The following is an 18,523-nucleotide window of genomic DNA, read 5'->3' on the forward strand; positions in this document are numbered from 1 at the left end:
TAATCTGATGGCCATCAAGCGCCTCCTGATTGCCAACCGCGGCGAGATCGCGCTGCGCATCCACCGCGCCGCGCGCGAGATGGGCATCGAAACCGTCGCAGTGCACTCCACCGCCGACGCCGACGCCATGCATGTGCGCCTTGCCGACCATGCGGTCTGCATCGGCCCGCCGGCGGCGAAGGATTCGTATCTCAATGTCGCGGCGATCATCGCCGCGGCCGAGATCACCCACGCCGACGCGATCCACCCCGGCTACGGCTTTCTGTCCGAGAACGCCCAGTTCGCCGAGATCGTCGAGGCGCATGGCCTGATCTGGGTCGGCCCCAAGCCCGAGCACATCCGCACGATGGGCGACAAGGTGGAAGCCAAGCGCACCGCCGGCGCGCTGGGTCTGCCGCTGGTTCCGGGTTCGGACGGCGCGATCGAGGAGTTCGAGGAAGCGCGCGCGCTGGCCGAGACGATCGGTTACCCGGTGATCATCAAGGCCGCTTCGGGCGGCGGCGGTCGCGGCATGAAGGTCGTGAATTCGGCCGAGGAACTTGAAAGCCAGATGGGCCAGGCCCGGTCGGAAGCGAAAGCCGCTTTCGGCGACGCCACCGTCTACATGGAAAAGTACCTCGGCAACCCGCGCCACATCGAATTCCAGATCTTTGGCGACGGCAAGGGCGAAGCGGTTCACCTGGGCGAGCGCGACTGCTCGCTGCAGCGCCGCCACCAGAAGGTGTTGGAAGAAGCGCCTTCGCCGGTCATCACCCCCGAAGAGCGCGACCGCATGGGCGGCATCGTCTCCAAGGCGATGGCCGACATGGGCTATCGCGGCGCCGGCACCATCGAGTTCCTCTGGGAAAACGGTGAGTTCTACTTCATCGAGATGAACACCCGCCTGCAGGTGGAGCATCCGGTGACCGAGGCCATCACCGGCGTCGACCTTGTCCGCGAACAGATCCGCGTGGCCGAAGGCAACCCGCTTTCGTTCCGCCAGGAAGAGATCGAGTTCAAGGGCCACGCCATCGAGTGCCGCATCAACGCCGAAGACCCGTGGAATTTCACGCCTTCGCCGGGCCAGGTGACCAGCTATCACGCGTCGGGCGGCATGAACGTGCGCGTCGATTCGGGGCTCTACACCGGTTACCGCATTCCGCCGTACTACGATTCGATGATCGGCAAGCTCATCGTCTCGGGCCGTACCCGCAAGGGCGCGATCATGCGCCTGAAGCGCGCGCTGGAGGAGATGGTGATCGACGGTGTGAAAACCTCGATCCCGCTGCACCAGGCGCTGCTGGACGATCCCGAGTTCCAAAGCGGCGACTATACCATCAAGTGGCTGGAAGATTGGCTGGCGAAGCGCGCCTCCTGAGGCGCGCGACAACAGGCCTGAACGGATAGAGCATGATCTCGTTTCTTGAATTCGAAAAGCCGATTGCAGAGCTGGAAGCGCGCATCGCCGAACTGCGCGCCACCGCCAGCGGCAGCGAACTCGACATCGCGTCCGAGATCGGCCGTCTGGAAAAGAAGAGCGCGGCGCTGCTGAGCAGCACGTATGCCAAGCTCTCGCCCTGGCAGAAGACGCAAGTGGCGCGCCATCCGCAGCGTCCGCACTTCGTGGACTACCTCGCGCTGGGCTTTACCGAGTTCGTGCCGCTGGGCGGCGACCGTCTTTATGGCGAGGATCAGGCGATCATCGGCGGCCTGGCCCGTCTGAACGGCCGCCGGGTCATGCTGATCGGCCACGAGAAGGGTTCGGACACCACTTCGCGCATCCGTCACAACTTCGGCATGGCCAAGCCCGAAGGCTATCGTAAGGCGATCCGCCTGATGGAAATGGCCGGCAAGTTTGGCCTGCCGGTGATCACGCTGGTTGATACCGCCGGTGCCTTCCCCGGCGTCGAGGCCGAGGAACGTGGCCAGGCCGAGGCGATTGCCCGTTCGATCGAGGCATGCCTTGGCGTACCGGTGCCGATGGTTTCGGCCATCGTCGGCGAGGGTGGCTCGGGTGGCGCCGTGGCGCTGGCTGCGGCCGACCGCGTGCTGATGCTGGAACATTCGATCTATTCGGTGATCTCGCCCGAGGGCGCTTCGTCGATCCTCTGGCGCACGCCGGACAAGGCCCCCGACGCGGCGGAGGCGATGAAGGTGACGGCGCAGGACCTGCTCTCGCTGGGCGTGATCGAGCGTGTGGTGCCCGAGCCGACCGGCGGCGCGCATCGCGACGCAGGGCGGGCCGCCAAGGCGCTGCTCGACGCGGTGGAACAGGAACTGGACGTGCTGCGCGCACTGCCGGCCAGCGAACTGCTGGCCCGCCGCGAGGAACGCTTCCTGAAGATCGGCCGGGCCTGAGTTCAGGCTTCGATCCAAGACTTCGCACGGCGCGGAAAGAGCAGGGCTCTTTCCGCGCCGTTTGCGTTTTTGGCCGGGTGGACTGTTCGACGTTGCGCGTCAGGCACTCCCGTTCAACACATACCTCGTCGCCCCCGCGAAGGCGGGTGCCCGCTTCCTTTTTCTCCACGCCGCGAAGAAAAGCGGGATCCCTGCCTTCGCGGGGATGACGGGCGGCTTTGAGCGAGAGAGTTGTTTGGTGGGCGGTCACGGGTGACGATGCGAGAGCGCCGCGCGATCAACCGAAACACCCATCTATCCGCAACCGATTATATAAAAACATTTGGCTTTTGCGCAGGGACGTGTTTGGTGTCCGCGAAAGCCCGAAACGGGCTGCGACATTGAAAGGGAAGAGGATGAGAAACGGGGCGAAACTGCGTGCGCGCACGGTATGGATGACGGCTTGCGCCATGGCGGTGCTGGCCACATCGCAGGCCGCAACCGCCCAAGTCGCCGGGCCTTTCGATCTCGCCGTGATTCCTGCCAGCCCCGTATGGTCGCGCGACGTGACCGTGCCGGCGGGCGACTGGACGCTCTCGTTCTGGGCATCGCTGGATGGCAATGAAGGCGGCACGTTGGCCGCCCTGGCCGGTAAGGACAGCGATACCGCGCTCGTCTCGGTTGCAGTGACCGGCGGCAAGCCGGTGCTCAGCGCCAATGGCCAGACCGCCGGAGGCGCTGCGCTGCGCAGTGGCGGATGGCATCGTTTCGCACTTGTCAGCACGGCCAAGGGCCTGACCCTTTCGGTCGATGGCAAAGCTGTCGCCACGCTCGCGCAGTCGCTGAACGCGCAGCCCGCGCGCCTGCTGGTCGGATCGGCTCCGGCGCCTGCTGCGCACATTGCCGGCCTGCGTCTCGATGCCGGGACTTATGCCGCTGCTGCCACGCCGCCCAATCCGGCGCTGATCCAGTTCGCGGAAACCAGCCCGCGCTGGCCATTGCAGGTGCGCCAGATGCAGGGTCAGGTTACCCCGCAGCCCGCATCGACGCTGCCGCGCGGTGCCGCGCCGGACAAGCCGGTCGCCAAGCCGGTGCCGCAAGTCGCGCCGCTGGCGGAGGCAGGCGCGGGCAAGTGGACGCTCCAGAAATGGACGCTCGCCGCCGCGCCGGATGTGAACGGCGATGCCGCCGCAATCTCGCGCCCCGGCTTCGGCGATGCCAAGTGGTACGCGGCGACCGTTCCCGGCACGGTGCTGACCACGCTGGTCGATCGCGGCGTCTATCCGGACCCGGCGCATGGCCTCAACAACCTGGTCATCCCCGAGAAGCTGGCGCATCAGGACTATTGGTACCGCACCGAGTTCGATCTTCCTGCCGGTGCTTCCGGCCGCCACCTCGAACTGCTGCTCAACGGCGTCAACTTCGCCTCGCAGGTATGGGTCAACGGCATCGAAGTCGGCACCACCAAGGGCGCCTTCGTGCGCGGCAAGTTCGATGTCTCGCCGCTGCTGAAGCCGGGCCGCAACGCGATTGCCGTGCGCGTTTCGTCGCCGCCGCGCCCCGGCGTTGCCCATGAAGAATCGCTGACCGCCGGCGTCGGTGAGAACGGCGGCATGATGATGCTGGACGGCCCGACCTTCGGTGCATCGGAAGGCTGGGACTGGATCCCGACCATCCGCGATCGCCAGACCGGCCTCTGGCAGGACGTGCAACTGCTCGCCAGCGGAGATGCGCGGATTGGCGATCCGCAAGTCGTCACCACGCTCCCCAATGCGGACAACAGCGTGGCCGATATCGAAATCACCGTGCCGGTCGCCAACCTGTCCGACCGCCCGGTCAACGCCACCGTGCGCGCCGCGTTCGACGACGTAACGGTCGAGCGCAGCGTGACCGTGCCGGCGCGCCAGTCGATGGACGTGCGCTTCTCGCCGGAGACCGACGCCGCGCTGGCGGTGAAGAACCCGAAGCTCTGGTGGCCGAATGGCTATGGCGCCCCGGCGCTGCACATGCTGCACCTGACAACCGCGATCGACGGCCAGCCTTCGGACAGCAAGGACGTGCGCTTCGGCATGCGTCAGGTCACTTACGAAATGTCGCTGGTGGACGGCGAGGGCAAGCTCGACCGCGTGACCGTGGACCTGGAGAAGGCCCGCAAGCTGGGCCAACACATCGTCGATGAGCGCCACGACGCGATCCGGCAGGTGCCGGGTGGCTGGGCCTATTCGTTCGCGCCGGGTGCGGAAAAGTCGCCCGCCGTCACTCCGATCGCCGGGGATGAGGGCCTCTCGCCCTTCCTCGTCATCCGCGTCAACGGCGTGCGCATCGCCGCGCGCGGCGGCTCGGTGGGCATGGACGACTTCATGAAGCGCGTCGATCGCGCGCATCTGGAGCCCTACTTCAAGCTGCACCAGGACGCGCACGTCAACGTGATCCGCAACTGGGTGGGCCAGAACACGCAGGCCAGCTTCTTCGATCTGGCCGACGAATACGGCTTGATGGTCATGAGCGATTTCTGGGAATCGACGCAGGACTACAATATCGAGGCGCAGGACCCGACGCTGTTCCTGGACAATGCGAAGGACGTGGTTGCACGCTTCCGCAACCACCCCTCGATCGTCCTGTGGTTCGGCCGCAACGAAGGCGTGCCGCAGCCGATCCTCAACGAAGGGCTGGACGAGCTTCTCCGCAAGGAAGACGGCACGCGGCTCTACATGGCCTCTTCCAACCGCATCAACCTGCACGATTCCGGGCCGTACAACTGGCGTGAGCCGGAGAAGTACTTCACCGAATATTCGAAGGGCTTCGCGGTGGAAGTCGGCACGCCTTCGTTCCCCACGCTGGAATCGTGGGAACGCGCGATCCCGGCGAGTGAGCGCTGGCCGGTCAGCGATACCTGGGCCTATCACGATTGGCACCAGACCGGGAACGGCGCGGTGAAGAGCTTCACCGATGCTATGGACCGTGAATTCGGCAAGGCCACCAGCCTGCCCGATTTCGAGCGCAAGGCGCAGATGCTGGAATACGAAAGCTACCGCGCGATCTTCGAAGGCATGAATGCCGGCCTCTGGACCCAGAATTCGGGCCGCATGTTGTGGATGACGCAGCCGGCCTGGCCCAGCTCGGCCTGGCAGGTGTTCTCGTCCGATTACGACACCCACGGCGCGTTCTACGGCATGAAGAAGGCGTCGGAGCCGGTGCACGTGCAGATGAACCTGCCTGACCACAAGGTGATCCTGGTCAACAACCGCATGGCCGCACTGCCGGGCGTGACGGTGCGGGCGACGGTGCAGGCGCTGGATGGGCGTACGCTCGCCACGCGCGATGCCAGGGTGGACGCGGTGGCCGGCAAGGTGGCGGAGGCCTTCACGCTCGACCTCGCCCCGCTGATGGCTTCGGGGCCGGTGCTGGTGCGTCTGGAAGCGCTGGACGGCGCGGGCACGCGGCTTTCGGACAACTTCTATTGGCAGGCCGCCAGCGACGATGCGCTTCAGGCGCTGAGCGCGATGGCGCCGGTGCCGCTGACCGGCGCGGCCAAGGTCAGCACCGATGGCAACGACACGAAGATCGAGGTCACGCTGACCAATCCCGGCAAGATCGCCGCGATCCAGACCAAGCTCACGCTGTTCGATGCCAAGGGCAAGCAGGTGCTTCCGGCCTACTTCTCGGACAACTATGTCTCGCTGCTTCCGGGCGAAACCCGTAGCGTGACGATCACCGCGCCGAAGGATGCGGCGGGCAATTCACCGTCGGTCAAGCTGCGCGGCTGGAACGTTGAGCCCCGGACCCTTGCCGTAGGAAACTGATCGTGAATCTGAAATCCGCTTCGCTTCTCGCCCTGGCCGCGCTGGCTCTGCCGGTATCGGCCAGGGCCCAGCCCGCGCCCACCGCGCCTGCCGCCGCAAACGCGCAGGCAGGCATGCAGGCGGCGGAGGATCGGCTGCATACCGACTGGGCGTGGACCGCGCGCTATCGCGATGCCAATGCGGTGGATGCCGCCAAGGCGCCGCGTCCGCGCATCGTGCTGATGGGCGATTCGATCACGCAGGGCTGGTACGATCTCAACCGCGCGTTCTTTACGCCCGGTCGGATCGGGCGCGGCATCGGCGGGCAGACCACTTCGCAGATGCTGCTGCGCTTCCGGCAGGACGTGATCGACCTGAAGCCTGATGTCGTTCAGATCATGGCCGGCACCAACGATATCGCCAGCAACACCGGCCCGATCAGCGACGAGGCGATTCAGGGCAATTACCGCTCGATGGTGGAACTGGCGCAGGCGCACGGCATTCGCGTGATCCTCGCCTCGATCCCGCCGGCGGACCAGTTTCCGTGGCGGCCGGGGCTGGAAACGGGGATGCATATCGTCAAGCTCAACACCTGGCTGAAGAGCTATGCGGCGAAGACGGGATCGGTCTACGCCGATTACTGGACGGCCATGAAGGGGTCCGGCCTTGGCGCGCGCGACGGGCTGACGTCTGACCACGTGCACCCCACGGTTGCCGGATATGAAGTAATGAATAAGGTGGCGGAGGCGGCGTTCAAGGCGGCCATGCTGAAGCCCGCCCCGCGCCCGCTTCCCGCCGCGAATATTCCATGAGTTTGGCGTTCGCGGCGCTGGCGCTGACGGCTGTTACACCGGCGGCGGCGACGTCGCCGGTTGTCCAGATCGATGCCGGCACGATCCAGGGCGAAACCGGCCCGGATGACCGCGCGGTATTCCGGGGCATCCCCTTCGCCGCACCCCCGGTGGGTGACTTGCGCTGGCGCGCGCCGCAGCCGGTGAAGCACTGGCAGGGCGTGCGGCAGACGATGAAGTCGGCGCCGGCCTGCCTCCAGATCGATTACGGCTGGAACCACGATGCGGCGGTGAACCAGTCGGAAGACTGCCTCTACCTCGACGTGGCGACGCCCTCACTGCACCCGGCCAAGTCGATGCCGGTGATGGTGTGGATCCACGGCGGCGGCAATCGTGCAGGTGGCGGGCCCGGTCCCGGAGATTCCCCGATCGTCGCGCGCGGCGTGGTGCTGGTGAGCGTGCAGTACCGGCTCTCGGCACTCGGCTTCCTATCGCACGCCGCATTGGGCGCGCATTCGGGCAACTACGGGCTGATGGATCAGCAAGCCGGGCTGCGCTGGGTGCAGGCCAATATTGCGCGCTTCGGCGGCGATCCCAAGAACGTCACGATCTTCGGCGAATCCGCCGGTGCGCAGGATGTAGGGCTGCAACTGCTCTCGCCCGGAGCGAAGGGCCTGTTTCACAAGGCGATCGAGGAAAGCGGCACGGCCGGCTTTGGCTTGCCCCCGCGCTCGCTGAAGGAGAGCGAGGCGCTGGGCGAGATCATCGCCACGGCCGCTGGTGCGCCCACCCACGCCACCGCCGCACAGCTCCGCGCGTTGCCGGCGAAGGCGCTGATCGAGGCGAGCGAGCATGCCGACGTGCCCGGGCTCGACGATGACAGCTTCATCTGGCTTCAGGCCGTGGTCGATGGTGTCGTGCTGAAGGAAACTCCAGCCGCCTCGCTTGCGCGTGGGGTGGGCAGCGACATTCCGCTGATCCTTGGCAACAACCGGCTCGAACTCGGCCTCTACGGTACGCCGCAGCGCGCGATCGAGCAGGGGTTCGGCGCCAATGCCCAGAAGGCGATGGCGGCCTATGGGCTGGCGCCGGGCGGTACGCCGCCAGCGGACCTTGACCTGCGGCTGGCCAACGACCTTACTTTCCGCTGTCCTTCGCTGCATGTCGCTGCCGAGCGCGTGCGGACGGGCGGTGCGACATGGCACTATCAGTTCGATATCGATGGCCCTGGGGATAAGCCGGTGACCCACGGTTCGGAGATCCGCTTCGTGCTGGCGGACGATGGGGCCGCGCCGGATGCCGTGGCGCCGCTGGCGGCCTATTGGACCAACTTCGCGAAAACCGGCGATCCGAATGGGCCGGGGCTACCCGCATGGCCGGGCTTTGGTGCGCAGGCGACGAGCCTTGAATTGACGGCGGCCGGCGCGCGGCGGGTGAACGGTTTGTCGGCGCAGACTTGCGCCTTGCGCGCGGCGCCCTGACTTAAGGATTTCACACGGAGGCGCGGCGGTCTTCCCCCGAGCCTCCGTGTGAAAAGCTCATAAAGCCGCCGCGGCTTCCTCGACAGTCCACAGCAGCGCCGCGCCGCGCACACCGGAGCTGTCGCCCCAGCGCGCCTGCACCACGTCGCCGGTCCACGCGCCGGAGAAGCTGCGCGCGCGCACGCCCTCGGCAAGCCCCTCATAGATCGGCGCGACATTCGACATGCCGCCGCCCAGTACGATCGTATCCGGATCGATCAGGTTGGCGACAACGGCAAGGCCGCGCGCCAGTCGGTCGCGATAGCGGTCCAGCGCGTCTCTCGCGTCCGGATCGCCATTCAGCGCGGCCTCGACGATGGCCGGTGAACTGAGGTCGCGCCCGGTTGCAACCACGAATGCGCGGCGGAAGCCGGTGCCGGAAACCCAGGATTCGAAGCAGCCGCGCAGCCCGCACCAGCAGGCGGGCGCGGGCAGTTCGTCGGGCTGAGGATCGGGCAGAGGCATGTGCCCCAGTTCGCCGGTGAGGCCGTGTGCGCCGCCGATCACCTTGCGGTCGATCACCAGTCCGCCGCCGCAGCCGGTGCCGATGATCAGGCCGAACACCGATGCCTTGCCCGCGGCCGCGCCGTCCACGGCTTCGGAAAGGGCAAAGCAGTTGGCATCGTTAGCCAGCCGCACTTCGCGGCCCAGCGTCTGCTCAAGGTCGCGCTGGAAGGGCTGACCGTTGAGGTAGACGGAGTTGGCATTGCGGATCAGCCCGGTGCCCTGCACCGCCGAACCGGGGGTGCCGATGCCGACGAGCGCGCGGCGCCCAAGGTGGCCTTCCACGGCGGCGACAAGGTCGCGCAGCGTGGACAGCGCCACGTCATAGCGGTCGGGCGTTTCCGTCCGCTGCCGATGGATGACCGTACCCTGCTCGTCGAGGGCGGCCGCCTCGATCTTGGTGCCGCCGAAATCGATACCGATGCGCAAGCTCACGCTGCTGCCCGGCCGTTGCGCGAGGTGCGCGTCATAGAACCCTCTCCAGTCGCGTGCGCGCTTCCCCATCGGTGCGCGCCGCTTAGGGCCTTATCATGGCATGTCGCAAAATTAAGACAAATTCTTTTTTTTAGCCAGCGAGTGAGCGACCGGCCTGCATCAAAATCGTGTCCGAAGGCAGCAATTCGTCGAGGAAAGGCAGGATCGCGGCGCCGATGGCAGGCGCATCGCTGGCCATCTGCGCGGGTTGAACCGGAACCCGGTTGGGCATCGGCACCTGGCCCAGCGCCGCTTCGATCCGGGCCGAGAGGCGCGTGATAAGGGGCAGCGGCAGGCGTCCGCCGATCAGGATGGCGTCAGGGTCCAACAGGCAGGAAACCGCCACCAACGGCGCGGTGAGGGCGCGGGTGGCATCGGCGATCCATTGGTCCACCGTGGTCGCCATCACCGGGTCCAGCGCCAGCAGATCGTCCAGCCGATCCAGCTTTCGGCCGGCCAGTTCAAGCCGCTCCTCGATGGCGGAGAGCGAGACGGTGTCCTGCACCAGTGCGCCCGGCGCGGCGCCGCCGGGATCGGGCAGCAGGCCGATTTCGCCGCTGCGCGAACGTGCGCCGCGATAATAGGTGCCGTCGATCACCGGTCCGCCGCCAAGGCCGGCACTGATCAGCAGGTAGAAGAAACTGGGCCGATCCTGCCCGCCAACGCCTTGCGCCTCGCCCAGTGCCGCCGCCGCCGCGTCGTTGTCTACATGCACCGGCCAGGGCAGCACGTCCTTGAGCAATTGGGAGAAATCCACTGCGCTCCAGCTCTCGTAGCCTGCCGGCTTGTGGGGCAGGGCGATGCCGCCAAGGTCGTCCGGCCGCGCGACTCCGACGCCCAGCACGCGCTCGCGGTCCACCTCGCCGGCCGCCAGTAGTCCGTCGAGTTCATCGCCGATGATCGCCACCACGTCCGCCGGCATGGCGAAGCGTACTTCGCGGGTGACGCGGCTGCGCACTTCGCCTGCAAGGTCCAGCGTGACGAGGGTGATGTGGTCGCGGTCGACATTGAGGCCGATCGCAAAGGCGCCGTCGGGGTCGATCGCCAGCCGCAGCGCGGGCTGGCCGCGTCCGCCATGCTTGCGCCCGATCTGGGCGACAAGGCCCATGTCTTCCAGCCGGGTGGTGATATTGGCGATCGTCGGCGGGGTCAGCCCGGTCTGGTTGGCCAGCGCGATCCGCGTGGTTTCGCCCGCCAGACGGATCGCCTGCAGGACGATGCGCTGGTTGTAGTCGCTGGCGCGCGCCAGATTGGTGCCGGAAAGCGATACCGCAAGTCGCTTGCCCGTGCGGGCCGCGGCGGTCGTTTTTCCGGTGGCGAGTTGCATTTTTGCCAATGTTGCGTCCGGGGGCCCGCCTGACATCCCAGGGGCGTTGTCTGTCTGCTTTGCCGCCATTTCCGTGCCCTTGCGGGTGCGATCCTCTCTTTTCATCGGTCCTGAATACAACCACCCAGTCACGCAAACTAACAAAAAAGAAAAAATTTAAGTTGACGCCTTTTGGGTTTGAGCGGATGTCTAAGGCAACACGAGTCACAACAAGAAACCTCGTGGCAGGAGAGGAAGATAGTACCGGCGAACCGCCGGCATCCTCTCCGCATAGAAAACAAGGTCCACGCCAACGGCGTGCGAGGAGAGGAGTTTTGGGGGAATGATCCGACATCGTTTCGTGAATCGTGGCGTCCTGCTGACGGCGACATCGCTCGTCGCGCTTGGTACCGCGCACAGTGCCATCGCACAGGAAGTGGCCCCGGTCGTTACCGGCGTCGCCACCCGCCTGGCAGTGGCAGACTCAGCGGCGCTCAATGCCGCCGCCGCGCCGCAGACCGCCGCGAATGGCGACGAAGATGCTTCCACCGGCGGTGAAATCGTCGTTTCCGGTATCCGCGGTTCGCAGGAGCGCGCGGTTGCCATCAAGCGCGACGCCACCTCCGTGGTCGATTCCATTTCCGCGCAGGACATCGGCAAGCTGCCGGACGTCACCATTTCCGACTCGCTCCAGCGCATTCCGGGCGTGCAGATCCTGCGCAGCGCCGGCGAAGGTTCGACCATCAACATCCGCGGCCTGCCCCAGGTGGTGACGCTGATGAACGGCGAATCCTACCTTGGCGCGCAGTCGATCACGGCGGTCCAGCCGAACTTCAGCGACATTCCCTCGCAGCTTTTCTCCGGCGCCGACGTTATCAAGTCGACCACCGCCAGCCTGCTGAACGCGGGCATCACCGGTACGGTCAACTTGCGCACGCGCCGTCCCTTCGACCTGAAGGAAGGCTTCACCTTTGCCGCCGCTGCCGAAGGTTCCTATGGCGACAAGACCAAGCACAAGTTCGATCCGAACTTCAATGGCCTGGTTTCCTGGCATAACGACCGCTTCGGCTTCATGGTCTCGGCCGCTTATTCGAATGTGCGCCTGTCGAACTCGCACAATGGCATCCAGGAAGGCTACGGCGCCGCGCTGCATAACGAAGGCACTGCCGACGCCACGTCGAGCGGCGGCTTCTCGCCCGCCAACCGCCCGCGCGGCACGGCTGTTGCCGGCGGTGTGGACGTCAACGGCGACGGCGATTCGAACGATGCCTTCATCGTGCCGCAGGGCTTCACCGGCTGGAACAAGATCAACCAGCGTGAACGCCTGGGCATCAACGGCTCCGCGCAGTGGGAGATCAACGACGCGCTGACGCTGACCGGCGACGCGTTCTTCACCAAGCAGGACGAGCACGACCGCACGGCCGGCTTCCAGATGCAGGACGTGAACTGGCAGGCAGCGGAATTCGTGCCCGGTCAGTCGCGCGATACCGGTGCAACCATCGTCGGCAACGACGGCCGTACCTACAACATCAACACCACGCAGGTGTACAACTACGATCTGGGTAACTTCGATTCCTATGCCCAGAACGACCGCTATCGCTCGCAATCGCAGAACTACAACCTTGAACTGAAGTTCGACAACGGCGGCCCGTTCAAGGGCAGCCTGCGCGGCGTCTATGGCAAGGCTCACCAGTACTACGACCAGAGCTACCTGCAGTTCAGCATGTCCGATGGCCAGCAGTGGCAGCCGGGCGGCGTGGGCCACTATCCCACCGGCGACCGCGTGTTCAATTCGAACGGCTACACCGTCAACACGATCGCCGGCCTGAACTCGCTGCCCGCCGTGGTGGACTTCACCGGGAACAAGCCGGTCTTCACCTTGCCGTCGCAGCTGGTCAGTGAACTGGGCGACATGAGCAACTACGCGCTCAAGACGATGTCGTCGGAAGGCAACTTCCGCAAGAACGGCGACCTCAAGGTCGTGCGTGCCGATGGTTCCTATGAAGCGAACTCGAACATCACGATCAGCTTCGGCGCCCGTTATTCGGACCGTTCGGTCAGCGATTACGAGTTCGACCGCGCCGCGCCGCTTTATGCCGGTCAGGCCAGCGATCCGAACGGCTGCCTGGTGAAGTGGAAGGCTTTCGACGTGCCGATGAGCGACAGCTCGTGCAGCGCGGGCGATGCCTCCGGATTCTACACCGCCGGGCTGACCCGTCTCGCCACCGATCCCACGCTGGCCAGCATGGTCAAGCAGTTCAACACCGGCGTTGCCGGCGTGCCCAACATGTATGTCCTGAACCCGAAGGCGATGGACAACGCGCTGGCATTCCAGAACAGCTTCTACCCCGGCAACGTAGAGGTCATGAACCCCGGCTCGTCCTACAAGGTGGGCGTCAAGCAGATCTCGGGCTACGTCCAGACCGACTTCAAGGGCGACCTGTTCGGCCTGCCGTTCTCGGGTAACGCGGGCGTCAAGATCATCGACACCCGCCTTGACGTGACGCAGTACGTCACCGGCAGCCCGCAGCCTTACGGCATGGCCAACACGCTGGCAGGGTCGGTGCAGACCAAGCGCGACTTCACCGACATTCTGCCGGCCTTCAACGTCGCCTTCGACCTTCAGCAGAACCTGAAGCTCCGCGTGGCCTTCTCGAAGACGATGACGCTGCTCGACCTCAACCAGTGGGGCGGCGGTTTGACGCCGAACTACGCGATCGACACCAGCAACCCGGGTAGCCCGGTGTTCCGCGTGACCGGCGGTAGCCAGAACGGTAACCCGCAGCTGGATCCGTGGCGCGCAACCAACGTCGAAGCCTCGCTGGAATACTACATGGGCCGCGGCAGCTTGCTGAGCCTGGGTGCATTCCACATCGCGGTCGACAGCTTCATCCAGAGCGGCAACGTCGTCCGTACCGACCTGCCCGACAACGATGGCGTGGTGCGTGGCCGTACCGTGTCGATCAGCACGCCGGTGCAGGGCACCGGTGGCACGCTGCAGGGCATCGAGGCGGGCGCCAAGCTCTCGTTCCTCGACTTGAACTTCGTGCCTGACTTCCTGCGTAACTTCGGCATCGATGCCAACTTCACCTTCTCGCCGTCCGACACCGGCAAGAAGGACCTGGCTGGCGGCAAGATCCCGTTCCAGGATAACTCGAAGATCCAGACCAACGCCGCGTTGTTCTATCAGGACTCGCACTTCCAGGCGCGCGTCGCATGGAACTTCCGTTCCAAGCGCGCTGTCCAGTCGGACTTCGGTGGCATTCAGGGCCTCGAACTCTATCAAGCGCCGACCAACTATGTCGACGCTTCGGTCAGCTACGACTTCACGCCCAACGTGACGCTCTATGCGCAGGGTTCGAACCTGACGGGTGAGTACGAAAAGTACTACCTCACTTGGAAGGACCAGAAGGCCTACAACAACATCTTCGAGCGTCGTTACACCGCAGGCGTCCGCGTCAAGTTCTAACCCGCTCCCTCCCTCTTCCCCCCGCCCACTCCTCCTCCGGGCGGGGGGATCCCTTTCAGGCAGTATCGGCGAGTTTAGGCGCTTGTTTGGAAATTCGCCGGAAGCGAATTTCGCGGCATCGGCCCGCTCCCCCAACCGACCACCCAACGATAGTACCCTATGGGCGGTCGGGTGGGGAGCGGGCCGATGCCGCACTGGAAATGCCATTCCAAGCATTTTCCAAACAGGTTCTGCAGCCTAACAAGCTTGCCGGGAGAGTAAGCAATGGCAAACGAACCGATTCGCTCGATTCTGATCGTCGGCGGCGGCACAGCCGGCTGGATGGCCGCCAATCTTCTGGCGACGCGCCTGCGCCGTCTTCCCATCGAAATCACTCTGGTCGAAAGCCCCGACATCCGCACCGTCGGCGTGGGCGAGGCGACCGTTCCCGCGATCCGCGATTACTTCAAGGCCATCGGCGTGACCGAAGCCGAAGTGATGCAGGCCACGCAGGGCACCGTGAAGCTGGGCATCGAATTCCGTGACTGGTTACGCCCGGAAACCAGCTTTTTCCACCCCTTCGGCCGCTATGGCGTCGATGCCTTTTCGGTGCCGTTCCACCAGTATTGGCTGAAGCGCCGCATGGCCGGGGACGATACGCCGCTGTCCGAATATTGCCTGCCCACGCAGGCGGCGATGCGCAACCTGATGGTGTTGCCGCCCGAACAGCCCGCCAACGATCTGGGTGTGTTCGATTGGGCGATCCATTTCGACGCCGGGCTGTTCGCCCGCTTCCTGGGCCAGCGCGCGCGGGATATGCTGGGCGTGCGCCATATCGAAGGCACGATTTCCGGTGCCAGCCGCGACAGCGAAACCGGCCGCATCGCCTCCGTCTCGCTGAGCGACGGGCGCACGCTGGAGGCTGATCTGTTCGTCGATTGCTCGGGCTTCCGCAGCCTGCTCCTCGGCCAGACGCTGGAAGTGCCTTACGAGGACTGGACGCACCTGCTGCCCTGCGACCGGGCAGTGGCGATGCCCTGCGCCCATGGCGACGAACTGACGCCCTATACCCGCAGCACCGCGCTTGCGGCGGGATGGCAGTGGCGCATCCCGCTCCAGCATCGCGTCGGCAACGGCTACGTCTATTCCAGTCGCCATATCTCCGATGACGAGGCGACCGCCACGCTGATCGCCAACCTTGAAGGCGAAGCGCTGGCAGAGCCCAACATGTTGCGCTTCCGCACCGGGCATCGCACCCGGGTGTGGGAGAAGAACTGCGTCGCCCTCGGCCTGGCGGCGGGCTTCCTTGAGCCGTTGGAATCGACCTCGATCGTGCTGATCCAGAGCGGCATCGAGCGTTTGCTCGCCCACTTCCCGGATAGCGATTTCGATCCCACGCTGGCGGACGAATTCAACCGCATTACCGCGCTGGAGTATGCGCGTATCCGCGACTTCCTGTTGCTGCACTATTGGGGCGGGCAACGGGATGAGCCGATATGGCAGCAGTGCCGCGCGCTGGACCTGCCGGAGACGCTGGCGAATCGCATTCGGACCTTCCAGGGCTCGGGCAAGCTGCCGCGCTTCGAATGGGATTCGTTCCAGGCGCCAAGCTGGCTATCGATGTTCGCCGGTTTCGGCATCCTGCCGCAGCGCTACGATCCGCTGGCAGACCAGTTTTCCAATGAGGAACTGGCCGGCTCGTTCGCGCAGATGCGTGCCGCGATTGCCCGCGCCGTGGGGCAGGCGGGGACGCACGCAGAGTTTATTGCAGAGACTTGCGCCGCCTCTGCTGCGCAATATTCTGCGCCCCAATCCGCACTACACTCCGCCTAGGAAACCCGATGCGACTGACGCTTTCCCTTCTCGCCCTGTCCTGCGCGGTTGCGCCTTTGGCTTCGGCCTCGGCCGATGCGCCGCTGCCTGCTGCCGCCACCGCGCATCCCGAACTCTGGCCCAAGGCGCAGAGCGTTGGGCTGGTCGATCCGGAGACCGAGGCCAAGATCACCAAGATGATGGCCGAAATGTCGGTGCGCGAGAAAGTCGGGCAGATGATCCAGCCCTCCATCGCCTCGATGAAGCCGGAGGAGCTGCGCGAATATCCGGTCGGCTCGATCCTGGGTGGCGGCAATGACCCGCCGCTTTCGGGCAACGATCGTGGCCCGGCCAGCGACTGGATCGCCACCGCCGAAGCCTTCCGCCAGATTTCGATCGAGAAGCGCCCCGGCCACGTGCCGATCCCGGTGATCTTTGGGATGGATTCGGTCCACGGCAACTCCAACGTCTTCGGCGCCACGATCTTCCCGCACAACGTCGGCCTTGGCGCGATGCGCGATCCGGCGCTGATGGAGAAGATCGGGCAGGTGACTGCTGCCGAAAGCGCCGCCTCCGGCTTCGACTGGGCCTTCGGACCCACCGTCACCGTGCCGCAGGACGATCGCTGGGGCCGCAGCTACGAAGGCTATTCGGAACGGCCGGAGATCACCCGCGAATATTCAGCCGCCATGGTGCGCGGACTTCAGGGGGTGCCCGGCAAGAGCCGCATCCAGAACGGCAATGTCGCCGCATCGATCAAGCACTTCCTCGCTGATGGCGGCACCCATGGCGGCATCGACCAGGGCGATGCGCAGATCCCCGAAAAGGACCTGATCGAGATCCATTCGCCGGGCTACGTCAGCGGCATCGATGCCGGCGCGATGACGGTGATGGCCAGCTTCTCCTCATGGAACGGCGTCAAGAACCACGGCAACAAGACACTGCTGACCGATGTGTTGAAGGGCCGCCTGGGCTTCCAGGGCTTCACGGTGGGGGACTGGAACGCGCATGGGCAGATTCCCGGCTGCACCAACGGCAATTGCCCGCAGACGTTCAACGCCGGCCTCGACATGGCGATGGTGCCGAACGACTGGAAGGATCTGTTCAACAACACGCTGAAGCAGGTTCAGGACGGCACGATCCCGATGGCACGCGTGGACGACGCGGTGCGCCGCATCCTGCGCGTGAAGTTCAAGCTGGGCCTGTTCGATCCCGCGCGTCCCTATGAGCAGCGCACCGAACTCGGCAAGCCCGAACATCGCGCGGTGGCGCGTCAGGCTGCGGCGGAATCGCTGGTGCTGCTGAAGAACAACGGCGCACTGCTGCCGATCAAGCCGGGCCAGAAGGTACTCGTCACCGGCACCCATGCCGACGATATCGGCATGCAGACCGGCGGCTGGACGATGTCTTGGCAAGGCACCGGGAACACCAATGCCGACTTCCCCGGTGCCACCTCGATCTGGGGTGGATTGAAGACTGCCATCGAAGCAGCAGGCGGCACCGCCACGCTCAGCGCCGACGGAAAGGTGACGGGGCCGAAGCCCGACGTTGCTGTGGTCGTCTTCGGCGAGACGCCTTACGCCGAAATGGTCGGCGACATCTCCACGCTGGAATTCCAGCCGGGTGACAAACAGGCACTGGCGCAGTTGAAGGCGCTGAAAGCGGCGGGCATCCCGGTCGTCTCGGTCTTCATCTCCGGCCGCGCGCTCTGGGTGAATCCGGAAATCAACCAGTCCGACGCCTTCGTCGCCGCCTTCCTGCCCGGTTCGGAGGGTGAGGGGCTGGCCGATGTACTGGTCGCCAAGAAGGACGGCACGCCGAACAAGGATTTCCGCGGCAAGCTCAGCTACTCCTGGCCGAAGAACGCAGGCCAGTTCGCCAACAACGTGGGCCAGCCGGGTTACGACCCGCAGTTCGCCTATGGCTACGGCCTCACCTACAAGGACAAGACCACGGTCCCGCAGTTGAGCGAAGTGGCCGGGCTTGATGCCTCGCTCTCGAACGTCTCGGTCTACTATCTGCCGGGCAAGGTGCTGACGCCGTGGAAGCTCGCCACCGGCGGAGCGGTCGCGGTGAAGAACGTGGACGGCGGCGGCACGCAGGAAGGCGCGCGCCAGCTGACTTTCTCCGGCCCCGGCGAAGTGCGCATCGAAGGGCCCACGGTCGACCTCAACCGCCAGAGCAACGCCATGCTCAGCCTGCGCATCGACTACCGCGTCGATGCCAAGGGAGCCGCTGCGCCGAAGCTGGGGGTAGGCACAACCTTCCTCGACGGCGGCAAGGTCTTCACCGGCGCCCCCGGCCAATGGAGCAGCGTCAAGGTCTCGCTCTCGTGCTTCGCCAAGGCCGGCGCGGACATGACGAAGATCGCGCGTCCTTTCGTGCTGCAAGGCAATGCGGGCGACACGATATCGGTCGCCACCATCAAGCTCGATGCCGATCCCACTGGCGCGATCTGCCCGAACTAGAGCGTTTTCTAATCAGGTGGGATCACCTGATGACTCGGAAAACGCGGAAAATCAAAATCTTGGAGCAGCTACTCCGATGCAATCGGATCAGCTGCTCCAAGC

General features: G+C 65.3%; 10 protein-coding genes. 8 read left to right on the forward strand and 2 right to left on the reverse strand.

The annotated features are described in order from the left end of the window. Positions 1-7: 7 nt before the first annotated feature. The 5 genes from accC to WBP07_RS17190 all read left to right on the forward strand — a co-directional run bounded on the left by accC (position 8) and on the right by WBP07_RS17190 (position 8,370). Positions 8-1,357, forward strand: a complete 1,350-nt coding sequence (gene accC, locus WBP07_RS17170) for an acetyl-CoA carboxylase biotin carboxylase subunit (RefSeq protein WP_395392833.1) — start codon at positions 8-10, stop codon at positions 1,355-1,357. Positions 1,358-1,389: 32 nt separating this feature from the next. Next, positions 1,390-2,337: an acetyl-CoA carboxylase carboxyltransferase subunit alpha gene (locus WBP07_RS17175; protein WP_395392834.1), complete on the forward strand. Its 948-nt coding sequence runs from the start codon at positions 1,390-1,392 to the stop codon at positions 2,335-2,337. Positions 2,338-2,732: 395 nt separating this feature from the next. Then, on the forward strand, positions 2,733-6,119 hold the full coding sequence (locus tag WBP07_RS17180) for a glycosyl hydrolase 2 galactose-binding domain-containing protein (protein WP_395392836.1): 3,387 nt from the start codon (positions 2,733-2,735) through the stop codon (positions 6,117-6,119). A 2-nt stretch (positions 6,120-6,121) separates the two neighbouring features. Beyond that, positions 6,122-6,910 carry a GDSL-type esterase/lipase family protein gene (locus WBP07_RS17185; RefSeq protein WP_395392837.1) on the forward strand — a complete coding sequence of 263 codons (789 nt, stop codon included), beginning with the start codon at positions 6,122-6,124 and terminating at the stop codon, positions 6,908-6,910. Further along, entirely contained in the window at positions 6,907-8,370 is a 1,464-nt protein-coding gene (locus WBP07_RS17190; RefSeq protein WP_395392838.1) for a carboxylesterase/lipase family protein, read from the forward strand. Before WBP07_RS17185 ends, WBP07_RS17190 begins: the two co-directional genes overlap by 4 nt. Before the next feature lie 57 nt (positions 8,371-8,427). On the opposite strand, the gene WBP07_RS17195 is transcribed toward WBP07_RS17190, so the two are convergent. Continuing rightward, positions 8,428-9,417, reverse strand: coding sequence for an ROK family protein (locus tag WBP07_RS17195; RefSeq protein ID WP_395392839.1), 990 nt, complete (start codon positions 9,415-9,417; stop codon positions 8,428-8,430). A 61-nt stretch (positions 9,418-9,478) separates the two neighbouring features. Then, positions 9,479-10,714: an ROK family transcriptional regulator gene (locus WBP07_RS17200; RefSeq protein WP_395392840.1), complete on the reverse strand. Its 1,236-nt coding sequence runs from the start codon at positions 10,712-10,714 to the stop codon at positions 9,479-9,481. Positions 10,715-11,036: 322 nt separating this feature from the next. Between WBP07_RS17200 and WBP07_RS17205 the strand changes: the two genes are divergently transcribed. The 3 genes from WBP07_RS17205 (at position 11,037) to WBP07_RS17215 (ending at position 18,421) form a co-directional block, all read left to right on the forward strand. Then, a complete protein-coding gene (locus WBP07_RS17205) occupies positions 11,037-14,162 on the forward strand; it encodes a TonB-dependent receptor (RefSeq protein WP_395392841.1) in 3,126 nt (1,041 codons plus the stop codon). 264 nt (positions 14,163-14,426) lie between these two features. Beyond that, complete coding sequence (locus WBP07_RS17210) at positions 14,427-15,974, forward strand: tryptophan halogenase family protein (RefSeq protein WP_395392843.1); 1,548 nt, start codon at positions 14,427-14,429, stop codon at positions 15,972-15,974. An 8-nt stretch (positions 15,975-15,982) separates the two neighbouring features. Beyond that, complete coding sequence (locus WBP07_RS17215; RefSeq protein ID WP_395392846.1) at positions 15,983-18,421, forward strand: glycoside hydrolase family 3 N-terminal domain-containing protein; 2,439 nt, start codon at positions 15,983-15,985, stop codon at positions 18,419-18,421. Positions 18,422-18,523: the final 102 nt, after the last annotated feature.

The sequence above is a fragment of the Novosphingobium oxfordense genome (assembly GCF_044029435.1).
GTDB lineage: Bacteria > Pseudomonadota > Alphaproteobacteria > Sphingomonadales > Sphingomonadaceae > Novosphingobium.

Excerpts from the sequence above, each read along its gene's own strand:
- WBP07_RS17195 (WP_395392839.1), bottom strand. The coding sequence starts at position 9,417 with ATGGGGAAGCGCGCACGCGACTGGAGAGGGTTCTATGACGCGCACCTC.
- WBP07_RS17180 (WP_395392836.1), top strand. The coding sequence starts at position 2,733 with ATGAGAAACGGGGCGAAACTGCGTGCGCGCACGGTATGGATGACGGCT.
- WBP07_RS17205 (WP_395392841.1), top strand. The coding sequence starts at position 11,037 with ATGATCCGACATCGTTTCGTGAATCGTGGCGTCCTGCTGACGGCGACA.
- WBP07_RS17200 (WP_395392840.1), bottom strand. The coding sequence starts at position 10,714 with ATGCAACTCGCCACCGGAAAAACGACCGCCGCGGCCCGCACGGGCAAG.
- WBP07_RS17215 (WP_395392846.1), top strand. The coding sequence starts at position 15,983 with ATGCGACTGACGCTTTCCCTTCTCGCCCTGTCCTGCGCGGTTGCGCCT.
- accC (WP_395392833.1), top strand. The coding sequence starts at position 8 with ATGGCCATCAAGCGCCTCCTGATTGCCAACCGCGGCGAGATCGCGCTG.
- WBP07_RS17210 (WP_395392843.1), top strand. The coding sequence starts at position 14,427 with ATGGCAAACGAACCGATTCGCTCGATTCTGATCGTCGGCGGCGGCACA.
- WBP07_RS17175 (WP_395392834.1), top strand. The coding sequence starts at position 1,390 with ATGATCTCGTTTCTTGAATTCGAAAAGCCGATTGCAGAGCTGGAAGCG.
- WBP07_RS17190 (WP_395392838.1), top strand. The coding sequence starts at position 6,907 with ATGAGTTTGGCGTTCGCGGCGCTGGCGCTGACGGCTGTTACACCGGCG.